At 71.6% G+C, this 13002-nt stretch carries 14 protein-coding genes; 11 read left to right on the plus strand and 3 right to left on the minus strand.

Annotation, left to right across the window (positions count from 1 at the left end; translation table 11 throughout):
* Positions 1–15: 15 nt before the first annotated feature.
* The 4 genes from argH to AB0A94_RS26445 all read left to right on the plus strand — a co-directional run bounded on the left by argH (position 16) and on the right by AB0A94_RS26445 (position 4762).
* Positions 16–1449: an argininosuccinate lyase gene (gene argH, locus AB0A94_RS26430; protein WP_361748232.1), complete on the plus strand. Its 1434-nt coding sequence runs from the start codon at positions 16–18 to the stop codon at positions 1447–1449.
* Between the two features lie 168 nt (positions 1450–1617).
* On the plus strand, positions 1618–2589 hold the full coding sequence (locus AB0A94_RS26435; protein WP_361748234.1) for an aldo/keto reductase: 972 nt from the start codon (positions 1618–1620) through the stop codon (positions 2587–2589).
* Positions 2590–2675: 86 nt separating this feature from the next.
* Positions 2676–3245: a TetR/AcrR family transcriptional regulator gene (locus AB0A94_RS26440; RefSeq protein ID WP_361748236.1), complete on the plus strand. Its 570-nt coding sequence runs from the start codon at positions 2676–2678 to the stop codon at positions 3243–3245.
* Positions 3242–4762 (plus strand): MFS transporter, encoded by a 1521-nt coding sequence (locus AB0A94_RS26445; RefSeq protein WP_361748238.1) that lies wholly within the window; start codon positions 3242–3244, stop codon positions 4760–4762. The genes AB0A94_RS26440 and AB0A94_RS26445 overlap by 4 nt, the downstream gene beginning before the upstream one ends.
* A gap of 123 nt (positions 4763–4885) precedes the next feature.
* Here AB0A94_RS26445 and AB0A94_RS26450 read toward each other — a convergent pair whose 3' ends face one another.
* A complete protein-coding gene (locus AB0A94_RS26450) occupies positions 4886–5557 on the minus strand; it encodes a lysophospholipid acyltransferase family protein (RefSeq protein ID WP_030832332.1) in 672 nt (223 codons plus the stop codon).
* A gap of 405 nt (positions 5558–5962) precedes the next feature.
* Here AB0A94_RS26450 and AB0A94_RS26455 point away from each other — a divergent pair, with 405 nt between their 5' ends.
* The 3 genes from AB0A94_RS26455 to AB0A94_RS26465 are packed head-to-tail and all read left to right on the plus strand — an operon-like array spanning position 5963 to position 8275.
* Positions 5963–7156, plus strand: coding sequence for a glycerophosphodiester phosphodiesterase (locus AB0A94_RS26455; RefSeq protein ID WP_361748240.1), 1194 nt, complete (start codon positions 5963–5965; stop codon positions 7154–7156).
* Positions 7157–7207: 51 nt separating this feature from the next.
* A complete protein-coding gene (locus tag AB0A94_RS26460) occupies positions 7208–7720 on the plus strand; it encodes a sigma-70 family RNA polymerase sigma factor (protein ID WP_361748242.1) in 513 nt (170 codons plus the stop codon).
* Positions 7721–7777: 57 nt separating this feature from the next.
* Positions 7778–8275 carry a GNAT family N-acetyltransferase gene (locus AB0A94_RS26465; protein WP_030867559.1) on the plus strand — a complete coding sequence of 166 codons (498 nt, stop codon included), beginning with the start codon at positions 7778–7780 and terminating at the stop codon, positions 8273–8275.
* Here AB0A94_RS26465 and AB0A94_RS26470 read toward each other — a convergent pair whose 3' ends face one another.
* Together AB0A94_RS26470 and AB0A94_RS26475 are read right to left on the minus strand one after the other, a co-directional pair.
* Positions 8276–8695, minus strand: a complete 420-nt coding sequence (locus tag AB0A94_RS26470; protein WP_361748244.1) for a hypothetical protein — start codon at positions 8693–8695, stop codon at positions 8276–8278.
* Position 8696: 1 nt separating this feature from the next.
* Complete coding sequence (locus AB0A94_RS26475; protein ID WP_361748246.1) at positions 8697–9056, minus strand: hypothetical protein; 360 nt, start codon at positions 9054–9056, stop codon at positions 8697–8699.
* Between the two features lie 90 nt (positions 9057–9146).
* On the opposite strand from AB0A94_RS26475, the gene AB0A94_RS26480 reads away from it, so the two are divergent.
* The 4 genes from AB0A94_RS26480 (at position 9147) to AB0A94_RS26495 (ending at position 12856) form a co-directional block, all read left to right on the plus strand.
* Entirely contained in the window at positions 9147–9797 is a 651-nt protein-coding gene (locus tag AB0A94_RS26480) for an HAD family hydrolase (RefSeq protein ID WP_361748248.1), read from the plus strand.
* Positions 9798–10194: 397 nt separating this feature from the next.
* On the plus strand, positions 10195–11232 hold the full coding sequence (locus tag AB0A94_RS26485; protein ID WP_361748250.1) for an ATP-binding cassette domain-containing protein: 1038 nt from the start codon (positions 10195–10197) through the stop codon (positions 11230–11232).
* The gene (locus AB0A94_RS26490; protein ID WP_361748252.1) at positions 11229–11966 is read left to right on the plus strand and encodes a methionine ABC transporter permease; all 738 of its coding nucleotides are present in this window, start codon (positions 11229–11231) and stop codon (positions 11964–11966) included. Before AB0A94_RS26485 ends, AB0A94_RS26490 begins: the two co-directional genes overlap by 4 nt.
* A gap of 62 nt (positions 11967–12028) precedes the next feature.
* Positions 12029–12856: a MetQ/NlpA family ABC transporter substrate-binding protein gene (locus tag AB0A94_RS26495; protein WP_361748254.1), complete on the plus strand. Its 828-nt coding sequence runs from the start codon at positions 12029–12031 to the stop codon at positions 12854–12856.
* Positions 12857–13002 lie beyond the last annotated feature (146 nt).

Here is a 13002-nt window from a genome sequence, read left to right on the forward strand (position 1 = left end):
CGAGGAGCAACGCAAGTGAGCAGCAACAGCGGTGACGTACGGCTCTGGGGCGGCCGTTTCGCCGACGGTCCCGCCGAGGCCCTGGCGAAGCTGTCCGCGTCCGTCCACTTCGACTGGCGGCTCGCGCCCTACGACATCGCGGGCTCGCGTGCCCACGCCCGCGTGCTGCACACGGCGGGCCTGCTCACCGAGGACGAGCTGACCCGCATGCTCGCCGGGCTCGACCGGCTCGAAGCGGACGTCGCCGACGGCTCCTTCACCGGCACCATCGCCGACGAGGACGTCCACACCGCCCTCGAGCGCGGCCTGCTGGAGCGCCTCGGCCCCGACCTCGGCGGCAAGCTGCGCGCCGGGCGGTCCCGCAACGACCAGGTGGCCACCCTCTTCCGCATGTACCTGCGGGACCACGCCCGCACCGTCGGCGGTCTGATCGCCGACCTCCAGGACGCGCTCATCGGCCTCGCCGAGGCCCACCCGGACGTGGCGATGCCCGGCCGCACCCACCTCCAGCACGCCCAGCCGGTGCTCTTCGCCCACCACGTCCTCGCCCACGTCCAGGCGCTGTCCCGGGACGCCGAGCGGCTGCGCCAGTGGGACGCGCGCACGGCCGTGTCGCCGTACGGCTCGGGCGCGCTGGCCGGGTCCTCCCTCGGCCTGGACCCGGAGGCGGTCGCCGCGGACCTCGGCTTCGAGCACGGCAGCGCCGCCAACTCCATCGACGGCACCGCCTCCCGGGACTTCGTCGCCGAGTTCGCCTTCATCACCGCGATGATCGGCGTGAACGTCTCCCGGATCGCCGAGGAGATCATCATCTGGAACACGAAGGAGTTCTCCTTCGTGACGCTGCACGACGCGTTCTCCACCGGCTCGTCGATCATGCCGCAGAAGAAGAACCCGGACATCGCCGAGCTGGCGCGCGGCAAGTCCGGCCGCCTGATCGGCAACCTCACCGGCCTGATGGCCACCCTCAAGGCCCTCCCGCTCGCCTACAACCGCGACCTCCAGGAGGACAAGGAGCCGGTCTTCGACTCCATCGACCAGCTGGAGGTCCTGCTCCCGGCCTTCACCGGCATGCTGGCCACCCTCACCGTGCACCGCGAGCGCATGGAGGAACTGGCCCCGGCCGGCTTCTCCCTCGCCACCGACATCGCCGAGTGGCTGGTCAAGCAGGGCGTGCCGTTCCGCGTCGCGCACGAGGTGGCCGGCGAGTGCGTCAAGGTCGCCGAGTCCGAGAACAAGGAACTGGACGAACTGACCGACGAACAGTTCACGAAGATCTCCGCCCACCTCACCCCCGAGGTGCGGTCGGTCCTGAACGTCCCGGGCGCCCTCGCCTCCCGCGACGGCAGGGGCGGCACGGCCCCGAGCGCGGTCGCGGTCCAGCTGGCGGAAGTGAAGGCGGACGTGGCGGCCCAGCACGAGTGGGCGACGGCGAAGAAGCAGGCGTAAAGGGGCGCGGGGCCGTACCGGTGTGCGGCTCCGCCGCGCGGGCGCGACGAGCCACCACGCGCCCGCGCCCGCGAAACGACCGCAGGACCCGAGCTCCCGGGCGAAGCCAAGGTCATCGCGGGTTACGTTGGTCGGGAACCGTACCGGACCCGACCGACGGAGCCCGCGATGCCCTTCGCCCGACTGGCAACAGCGACGACCCCCACCTGCCACCTCGGCCTCGGCCTCGCCGCCATCGGCCGCCCCGGCTACATCAACCTCGGCCGCGACGACGACCTGGGAGACAACCGCAGCGTCGAGACGCTGCGCACCCGCACGCACGAACTCCTCGACGCCGCCTACGCCCAGGGCGTCCGCTACTTCGACGCCGCCCGCTCCTACGGCCGCTCCGAGGAGTTCCTCGCCGACTGGCTGAAGAGGAGGACCGACGTCGACGACGTCGTCATCGGCAGCAAATGGGGCTACACCTACACCGCCGACTGGTCCACCGACGCCGAGCGGCACGAGGTCAAGGACCACTCCCTCGCGGCGTACGAGCGTCAGCGCGCCGAGACCGAGGCGCTGCTCGGGGACCGGCTCGACCTCTACCAGATCCATTCGGTGACCCCCGAGAGCCCCGCCCTCACCGACAAGGAGCTGCACGGCCGGCTCGCGGAGGCGGCCGGCCGGGGCCTCACCGTCGGCTTCTCCACCAGCGGCCCGGCCCAGGCCGACGCCATCCGCGCCGCCCTCGCCGTCACGGTCGACGGCGAACCCCTCTTCCGTACCGTCCAGTCGACGTACAACGCCCTGGAGACCTCCGCCGGGCCCGCGCTCGCCGAGGCCCATGACGCCGGGCTCACCGTGATCGTCAAGGAGGGCATGGCCAACGGCCGGCTCGCCGCCGCGCACGCCCCGGAGGTGCTGCGGGCCGTCGCCGAGGAGGCCGGGCTGGGCCCCGACGCCGTCGCCCTCGCGGTGGTCCTGCGGCAGCCGTGGGCCGGCGTGGTCCTCTCCGGTGCGGCCACCACCGCCCAGCTCGCCTCCAACCTGCACGCCGCCGCCGTCGACCTCACCGACGACCAGCTGTCCCGCCTGGCCGCCCTGGTCGAGGAGCCGGGGGCCTACTGGGAGCGGCGCGGACAGCTGCCCTGGCACTGACCGATCAACCGTTCGTCACGCGACAGCCGTGAGACCCGTACGCCTTGGATGAGATATTCATGTCTCATTTGAGGTATGGTTGTCTCATGGCTGTCGATCGTGACCATGTGCTGCGCAGCGCCGCCGCCCTGCTGACCCGTAAATCCACCGCGACCATGGACGAGGTCGCCAAGGCCGCCGGAATCAGCCGCGCCACGCTGCACCGGCACTTCGCCGGGCGGGACGCGCTGGTCCAGGCGCTGGAGGCGCTCGGGATCGCGGAGTGCGAGGCCGCCCTGGAGGCGGCCCGGCCCGACGAGGGGCCCGCCGCCGACGCCGTGCGCCGTCTGGTCGCCGGGATCGAACCGCACGCCCCGCTGCTCGCCTTCCTCTACACCGAGAACCAGCTGTTCGAGGGCGAGGAGCAGAACGAGGGCTGGGCCGCGATCGACGAGCGCGTCGCCGCGCTGTTCCGGCGCGGCCAGGCGAGCGGAGAGTTCCGCATCGACCTCACCCCGGCCTGGCTCACCGAGGCGCTCTACGGACTGCTCGCCTCCGCCGCCTGGGCGGTGGCCGAGGGCCGGGTCGCCCCCAAGGACTTCACCCACATGATCGTCGAGCTGCTGCTCGGCGGCGTACGACGCCCGGACGGCCCGGAGCGGAGGAAGGAATCATGACCAGCGCCCTGCGGCCGGAGACCACGACCGGGACGGTGAAGCGGCCGGGCCGGTGGCTCGCCCTCTCCGTCCTGGTGCTCGCCGTGCTGCTGGTGGCCGTCGACGCGACCGTCCTCGGCCTGGCCACCCCGTACATCAGCGAGGACCTCGCCCCCACCGGCACCCAGCTGCTGTGGATCGGCGACGTCTACTCGTTCGTGATCGCCGGCCTGCTCGTCTCCATGGGCAGCCTCGGCGACCGCGTCGGCCGCAAGCGGCTCCTGCTCTGGGGCGCCACCGCGTTCGGCGCGATATCCGTGCTCAACGCCTACGCGCACACGCCCGAGGTGCTGATCCTCGCGCGCGCCCTGCTCGGTGTCGCCGGCGCCACCCTGATGCCGGCCACCCTCGCCCTGATCCGCAACCTCTTCCACGACCCGCGCGAACGCAGCCTCGCCATCGGCATCTGGGGCGCGACCGCCTCCGCGGGCACCGCCGTCGGGCCGGTCCTCGGCGGCTTCCTCCTCGAGCACTTCTGGTGGGGCTCGGTCTTCCTGATCAACCTGCCCGTGATGGCCGTCCTGGTGGCCGTCGGCGCCAAGCTGCTCCCCGAGTCCCGCACCCCGGCGCCCGGCCCCTGGGACCTGGTCGGCGTCGTCCTGTCCCTGGTCGGCATGGTCGGCGTCGTGTACGCGGTGAAGGAGACCGCGAGCCACGGCTTCACCTGGTCCGCCCCGGCCGCCGGGCTGCTGGGCGCGGGCGCCCTGTACGGCTTCGTGCGCCGTCAGCTCACCCTCCCCGTCCCGCTGCTGGATATGCGGCTGTTCCGCCACCGCGGGTTCAGCGGAGCCGTGCTCGCCGATCTGCTGACCGTCCTCGGCCTGTCCGGGCTGGTCTTCTTCCTCTCGCAGTACCTGCAACTCGTGCAGGGCAGGCGCCCGTTCGAGGCGGGCCTCGCCGAACTGCCCGCCGCGATCGGCGCGGTGGCGGCCGGACTGGTCGCCGGCCGGGCCGCCCGGCGCTGGTCGGTGCGCTCGGTCGTCGCCGGGGGACTGGCGGCCATCGGTCTCGCCCTGGCCGCGCTGACGGTGATCGGGCAGTCCACCGGCTACCCCCTGCTCGGGGCGGCGCTGCTGGTGGTCGGCCTGGGCGCCGGCTTCTCCTTCACGGTGACCGCCGACGTGATCCTCTCCAGCGTGCCCAAGGAACAGGCGGGCGCGGCCTCCGCCGTCTCCGAGACGGCGTACGAACTCGGCGCGGCCCTCGGCATCGCCGTGCTCGGCTCCATCGTCACCGGTGTCTACCGCGGCTTCACCGGCCCGGCCGGCACCCCGGCCGAGGCGCACGAGTCGCTGGGCGGCGCGGTGGAAGCGGCGTCCCACCTGCCCGCCGGCGTCGCCGGTCCGATGCTGGACGCGGCCCGCCAGTCCTTCGTCGACGGCCTCGCCCTGGCGGCAGGCACAGGAGCAGCAGTCCTGCTGGCGGCAGCGGCGGCAGCATGGTTCATGCTCCGGGACCAGCGCCTGGAGAACGGCTGACCAACGGCTGAACGGCCCGCCTCCAGGGGCGCGGGGCTGCTTCAGCATGCGGCTCCGCCGCGTGGGCGCGGCAAGCCGCAACGGTCCCGCGCCCGAAATGCGGCCCCAGGCCGGCGCCCAGCGCTACGCGGCCTTCGCCTTGCTGGCGTACATGTCCACGTACTCCTGCCCGGACAGCCGCATCACCTCGGTCATCACCGAGTCGGTGACCGCGCGCAGCACGTACCGGTCACGGCCCATGCCGTCGTAACGGGAGAACTCCATCGCCTCACCGAAGCGGACCGTCACCTTGCCCGGCCGGGGCAGGCCCGCGCCGCCCGGCTGGAGCTTGTCCGTGCCGATCATGGCGAACGGCACCACGGGCGCGCCGGTCATCAGGGTGAGCCGGGCGATGCCGGTGCGGCCCCGGTAGAGACGGCCGTCGGGGGAGCGGGTGCCCTCCGGGTAGATGCCGAAGATCCTGCCCTCCTCCAGCACCCGGCGCCCGGTCATCAGCGCCGCCACCCCGCCCCGGCCGCCGTCGCGGTCGACCGGGATCATGCCGACGCCGGTGAAGAACCACGCCATCAGCCGGCCCTTGAGGCCCTTGCCGGTGACGTACTCGTCCTTGCCGATGAAGACGACCTGACGGTCGCAGACGAGCGGCAGGATCATCGAGTCGATGAACGTCAGGTGGTTGCCGGCCAGGATGACGGGACCGTCGCCCGGGATGTTCTCCGCGCCCTCCACCTGTGGGCGGAACATCAGGCGCATGATCGGACCGAGCACTGCCTTGATGAGCGCGAAGCGGGACAACGGGCCCTCCGGTGGGAAACGGACGTCGGTTCATGCCGTACGAGTCTGTGCAGGTGAGGACATTACTCGCGGCCCGGGGGGTTGCGCACACCGGGCTCGGCGGAGTTCACCGAGGTCTTACTCACTCTTGACCCGGGTTCACCCGCGGTGGCCCGCCCGCAACACGGCGGTCACGCTGTGCCGGAAGCCGTCCGGACCCGCACACCGCACGCGTGCCCCCGTCCGTCCGGCCCAATCGGACGAGCCGTCACATCTCCGACGGAATACGACGGGCGTACGTCATCCGTATGAGGGGCGTGCGCCACACAACATCACCCGTGTGTTCGGCCCGGGGTCTCCCGTGCGTCATCCGCGCGCACCTACGATCGCCCCGCACCGGACGAGCCGACAGCAGGAGAGGTCCTCATGGGAACGCGGGAGTCGAACGAACAGGCGGGCGGAACCGGACGGCGGGCCCTCCTCGGCGCGGCGGTGCTCGGCGCGGGTGGAACGGTCCTGGGGCTGGGCGGCACCGCGAGAGCCGCCGACGCGCGGCACGGCGGCGGCCGGGGGCTGAAGAGCCTGCCCGTGCCGACGGTCATCGGCCACCGCGGGGCCAGCGGCTACCGGCCCGAGCACACCCTCGGCGCCTACCAGCTCGCCCTCGACATGGGCGCGGACATCGTCGAGGCCGGCGACCTCGTCCCCACCAGGGACGGCCACCTCGTCTGCCGGCACGAGCCGGAGATCGGCGGCACCACGGACGTCGCCGACCACCCCGAGTTCGCCGGCCGCCGGACCACCAAGACGCTGGACGGCGTCCCGGTCACCGGCTGGTTCACCGAGGACTTCACCCTCGCCGAGCTGAAGCGGCTGCGCGCCGTGGAGCGCATCCCCGCCAACCGCCCGCACAACACCCTCTACGACGGCCGCTGGGAGATCCCCACCTTCGAGGAGGTGCTGCGCTGGCAGGACGAGCAGACCCGCAAGCGCGGCGAGCAGGTCTGGATCTACCCCGAGCTCAAGCACCCCACCTACTTCCGCAAGCTGGGACTGGGCCTGGAGGAGCGGGTCGCCAAGCTGCTGCGCCGGCACGGCAAGGACGACAAGAACGCACCGGTCATCCTCCAGTCCTTCGAGCCGACCAGCATCGAGCGCCTGAACAAGCTGGTCGACAACCCCCTCGTCGTCCTCCTCTCCGGCGCCACCACCCGCCCCTGGGACTTCGTCGAGACGGGTGACCCGCGCACCGTCGCCGACCTCGTCACCCGCAGGGGCCTGCGCGAGATCGCCGGCTACGCCCAGGGCATCGGCCCCACCCTCGACCTGGTCATCCCGCGCGACGCGGCCGGCCGGCTCACCGAGCCGACGACCCTGGTCCGCGACGCGCACCGGGCGGGACTGATCCTGCACCCCTACACCCTGCGCAACGAGAACCCCTTCCTGCCCGCCGACTTCCGCAAGGGCACCGACCCCGACGCCTACGGCGACGTCTTCGGCGCCTACCGGGCGTACTTCGCCACCGGCATCGACGGCGTCTTCACCGACCACCCGGACACCGGCCTGCTGGCCCGCGAGGACTTCGTCAACAACCGACCTGCTTCGCCCCGTCAGGGGTGAGTTCGGGCCGCTCCGGGCAACCCTGCCCGGGGCGGCCGAGTCGTCGCCCGTATGACACACGAGCCGGTCCCGGTGCACGAGCTGGTCGTCTCCCTGCGTCCGCTGCTCACCGCGGAGGCCGCCGCCGAGACGCTCGGCTCCGGGACCGAACCGGGCGATCTGGAACAGGCGGTGTGGCTCCGCCTCCTGGAGCGCCTCGACGCCTGCGGTCCGCCGCCCGACCCCCCGGGCTGGCTCCGCCGGGCCGTCCGTACGGAGGCTCGCCGCATCCGCCGCAGGGCCCGCCGGGAAACGGCGTTGACCGGCGATCCCGCCGGCACCGGCCACCACGACCCCGAAGGGCTCGCACTAGCCGCCGCCCGCCGCCGCGCCCTGCGGGACGCCGTACGACGGCTGCCCGGCCGCTGCCCGGAGCTGATGGAAGCGCTGCTGTCCCCGCGCGACCCGACATACCGGGAGATCGCGGGGGAGTTGGGTATCTCACAGGGCGGTATCGGTCCGGAACGTTCCAGATGCCTGGGATGTCTGCGTCGTTTGCTCACACGGGAGGTTGCGGCGCGCTGAGGACGGGGATAGGAGTGAGGGACGACAGGTGATCAGGTGAGCGGGAGGCATGCGCACATGGGCATGAGCGTGACCATCTCTGCGGCGGCCGGGCAGGACGCGGAGCAGATCTTCAGGCTGCAGTACCTGTGCTTCCAGAGCGAGGCGGCGCTCTACGGCAACTACCGCATCGACCCCCTCGTCCAGACTCTCGACTCGGTGCGCGAGGAGGTCGCCGCCGACTGCGTCTTCGTCGCCCGCCTCGGTGACGAGATCGTCGGCTCGGTGCACGGCAGGATCACCGAGGACGGCGCCGCCGCGATCGGCAAGCTCTGCGTCCACCCCCGCCTCCAGGGACACGGCATCGGCGCGCGCCTCCTCCGGGCCGCGGAGTCCGCCCTCGCCGACGAACGCGGCGCCAGGACGTTCCGCCTGCACGCCGGGCACCGCAGCGAGAGCAACCTGAGCCTGTACAGCAAGGTCGGTTACCAGCGGGTGGGCACCTCCCAGGGCGCCGACGGCGTACCGATGATCGTCCTGGAGAAGCAGGCGCAGGCCTACGCGACGACCGCCTGATCAGGACGCGGGCCGCGCCCTGCGCAGCCAGTACACGGCCGTGAGGGGCAGCAGCACGGGGATGAAGAGGTACCCCATCCCGTAGTCCGACCACACGGTGGCGTCGGGGAACGCGGACGGCTCCAGCAGCGTCCAGGTCCCCACGGTCAGTACGCCCACGAGCTCGGCGGCGCAGCACACCAGCGCCGCCCTGCGGGCCGCCTCCCCGCCGCGCACCAGGGTGTAGGTGATGAAGCCGTAGACCACGCCGGCCGCCGCCGACAGCGCGTAGGCGAGCGGCGCCCGGTCGAACTCGGTGGCGATCTGGTACGCGGAGCGCGACACCGCGCCGACGACCATCACCCCGTACAGCCACACCAGCAGCAGTCCGGGACCGCCGATCAGCCGTGTCCTGGTCGGCTTCTCCTGCGTCGCGGCCATCTCAGCCTCCCCAGATGTCATAGAGGCGCACCTCGAGCACGGCGAGTACGACACCGCTCGCGGCGACCGTCAGCGAACCCCAGCGGGAGCGCTCGCCCAGCGACATGAAGCCGGCCGCCGGGACGCACGCGAACGCGCCGAGCAGATACGCCACGAAGACCGTCGTGCCCTGCTCCGGCTTCTCGCCCCGGGCCAGTTGCACGATCCCGACGGCCAGCTGGACCAGCGCCAGCAGCGTGACCACGGCCATCCCGATGAAGTGCCAGTCCTTCGTCGGCTGGTCACGGTAGGCGGCCCACCCGCACCAGGCGCCGAGCAACAGCGCGGCGACGCCGGTCACCACCGTCAGGACATCAAGCATGTCAGTGACTTTATTACGCCGGAATTCCCCCACCGCGCCCGCCCCCGGGAGCGTCCGGGCCCGCCGGGGCGACCCCGTAGGGTCGATGGCATGACCATCCACGCGCAGGCCCTGCTGTTCGACAACGACGGAACCCTCGTCTCGTCCCTCGACTCCGTGAACCGCTGCTGGACGCGGTGGGCCGTCGAGTACGGGATCACGGCCGAGGAGTTCGGGCGGGTCGAGCTGCACGGGCGGCCGGCCGCCGAGATAGCCGCCGACCTGCTGCCCGCCCACGTCGTGCCGGAGGCCGTCGCGCGGATCGAGGACCTGGAGGTGGAGGACGTACCCAACGGTGGTGTGCGCCTGCTGCCCGGGACCGAGGACTTCCTCGCCGCGCTGCCCGCCGAGCGCTGGGCCGTCGTCACCTCCGCCACCCGGCGCCTCGCCGAGGCCCGCCTCGAAGCCGTCGGCATCCTGCCCAAGACCCTGATCGCCGCCGACGACATCACCCGTGGCAAGCCCGACCCCGAGCCCTATCTCCTCGCCGCCCGCACCCTCGGCGTCGACCCCGCGCACTGCGTCGTCTTCGAGGACGCTCCCGCCGGCCTCCAGGCCGGCCGTGCCGCCGGCATGACCACCGTGGCCTTGGCCACAACCCACCGGGCCCACGAACTGACCGCCGACCTCGTCGTCGAGGACCTCTCGGCCCTGTCCGCACTGGTCACGGACGGGGGAGTGGAGATCTCCGTACGTCCCTGACGTGCGCGCACCGCTGTCCACGGCTGTCCAGAATGCGGACAGCCGTGTCCGGTCAGGAGCGAACGTCTGCTTTACTGATCGCATGACCACGACGAGCGACCGCATCCCTGCGACCGAGGCGCACCTGACGCCCGGTGCTCGTTGTATGTGTCGGTGCCGAATGCGCGCTTGCTAGAGGGCCCCCGCACCATCTGAGCCTCGCGCCCCGAAGCGAGAGCCGGCTCATGTCCGTCCCCATGCCCCGCATGCGCGGCTGAGCCCCGCCCCGCGCGCACGTTTCTCCACGGACTCCTTTCGCCACGCCCGCGAGAGCCGTGCCGCCCGCTGCTTTCGACCCTGAATGCCTCGTGCCCGGCGCCCACGACGTGCCGCGCACTCGACAGTGACGGATACCCACGTGATCACCACCTCGGGCCTCACCAAGGTCTACCGCTCACGCGGCCGCGAGGTCACCGCCCTCGACGGCGTCGACCTGCACGTCCGCGAAGGCGAGGTCTACGGCGTCATCGGCCAGTCCGGCGCCGGCAAGTCCTCCCTCATCCGCTGCGTCAACCTGCTCGAACGCCCCACCTCGGGCACCGTGACCGTGGACGGCCGGGACCTCACCGCGCTCGCCGGCCGCGGACCCCGGGCCGGCCGGGAGCTGCGGCAGGCGCGCAGCCGCATCGGCATGGTCTTCCAGCACTTCAACCTGCTGTCCTCGCGCACCGTGCAGGACAACGTCGAACTGCCGCTGGAAATCCTCGGGAAGTCGGGGAAGGAACGTTCCCGCAAGGCGATGGAACTGCTCGACCTGGTCGGCCTCGCCGACAAGGCCAAGGCCTACCCCGCCCAGCTCTCCGGCGGCCAGAAGCAGCGCGTCGGCATCGCCCGCGCCCTCACCGGCGACCCCAAGGTGCTGCTCTCCGACGAGGCCACCAGCGCCCTCGACCCGGAGACCACCCGCTCGATCCTGCACCTCCTGCGCGACCTGAACCGCCGGCTCGGCCTCACCGTCCTGCTCATCACCCACGAGATGGACGTCGTGAAGTCGATCTGCGACTCGGCCGCCCTCATGGAGAACGGCCGCGTCGTCGAGTCCGGCACGGTCACCGGACTCCTCGCCACCCCCGGCTCCGAACTGGCCGCCGCGCTGTTCCCGGTCGGCGGCGAGGCCTCCGGCGACGACCGCACGGTCCTCGACGTCACCTTCCACGGCGAGAGCGCGACCCAGCCGGTCATCTCCCAGCTCTCCCGTACCTACAACATCGACATATCGATCCTCGGCGCGGCCATCGACACCGTCGGCGGCCTCCAGGTCGGCCGGATGCGCATCGAACTGCCCGGCCGCTACGAGGACAACGTCGTACCCGTCGGTTTCCTGCGCGAACAGGGCCTGCAGATCGACGTCGTGAACCGGGAACAGTCCGCGCTGGTGAAGGAGGGGGCCAAGTGACCTGGTCCGAGATGCAGCCGCTGCTCGAACAGGCCTGTACCGAGACGCTGGTCATGGTCGGCTGGTCCACCCTGATCGCCGTCGTCGGCGGCCTCCCGCTGGGCGTCCTGCTCGTCCTCACCGACAAGGGCGGACTGCTGCAGAACACCCTGGTGAACAAGGTCATCGGGCAGATCGTGAACATCGGCCGCTCGCTGCCGTTCATCATCCTCATGGTCGCCCTGATGGACTTCACCCGCTGGGTCACCGGCACCACCATCGGCAGCGAGGCCGCGATCGTGCCGCTCGCCATCGGCGGCATCCCGTTCTTCGCCCGCCTCGTCGAGACCGCCGTACGCGAAGTGGACCACGGGCTCGTCGAGGCCGTGCAGGCCATGGGCGGCAACACCTGGACGATCGTCCGCAAGGTCCTCGTCCCCGAGGCGCTGCCCTCGCTGATCGCCAGCACCACCACCACGGTCATCGCCCTCATCGGCTACTCGGCCATGGCCGGCACCGTCGGCGGCGGCGGACTCGGCGACCTCGCCGTCCGCTACGGCTACCAGCGCTTCGAGACCGGCCTGATGTGGATCACCGTCGCGGTCCTCGCCGTGGCCATCTCGCTCATCCAGTTCGCCGGCGACTACGCGGCCCGCGCCCTGCACCGCCGCGGCGGCCGCTCCGGTCCCTCGCCCCGGCTCCGGCTCCTGAAGGCCGAGGAGCCCGCCGCGGCCGACATCGGCAAGGTCGCGTAACCCCCGAAGACTCCCCGTCACACCCGACACGGGGCCGCACCACCCAAGGAAAGGCACTTTTCGTGCGTAACACCGCCAAGATCACCACCGCCGTCCTCGCCGCCGGAGCCCTCACCCTCGGGCTCACCGCCTGCGGCTCGGACAAGGAAGCCGCCTCCGACACCTCCGGACCGCTGGTCGTCGCCGCGACGCCCGTCCCGCACGCCGAGGTCCTCACCTACGTCAAGGACAACCTCGCCGACAAGGCCGGCCTCGACCTGGAGGTCAAGGAGTTCACCGACTACGTCACGCCGAACACGGCCACCGAGGACGGTTCGGTGGGGGCCAACTACTTCCAGACCGAGCCCTACCTCGAGGACTTCAACAAGAAGAACGGCACCCACCTGAAGTCCGTCGCCTCGGTGCACCTGGAGCCGCTCGGCCTGTACTCGAAGAAGACCGAGAAGGCCGACGGCCTGAAGAACGGCGCGACCGTCGCCGTCCCCAACGACACCGTCACCGAGGCCCGCGCCCTCCAGCTGCTCGCCGCCAACGGGCTCATCACCCTCAAGGACGGCGTCGGCACCGCGGCCACCACCGCGGACATCACCGAGAACCCGAAGAACCTGAAGTTCAAGGAGCTGGAGGCGGCCCAGACCCCGCGCTCCCTGGACGACGTCGACGCGGCCGTCATCAACGGCAACTACGCCCTGGAGGCCGACCTCAAGCCGGCCGAGGACGCCATCGCCCTGGAGTCCGCCGAGAACAACCCGAACGTGAACCTCCTCGTCGTCAAGGAGGGCAACGAGGACGACCCGCGCGTCAAGAAGCTCGCCGAACTCCTCACCTCGCCCGAGGTGAAGAAGTTCATCGAGGACAAGTACGCGGGCTCCGTCATCGCCTCGTTCTGACCGGCACGACCCGCACGGCACCACGGGGTCCGCTCCGCGCACGCGGAGCGGAAGAGAACGGGCGGGCATCTACAGCTCCTTGCGTGCGCGATGGATCAAGGCGGAGGAAGCCTCCAAGTCCAACGCTTGTGCGCGGAGGTACTCGA

Source organism: Streptomyces sp. NPDC044984 (genome assembly GCF_040646935.1).
Lineage (GTDB): Bacteria > Actinomycetota > Actinomycetes > Streptomycetales > Streptomycetaceae > Streptomyces.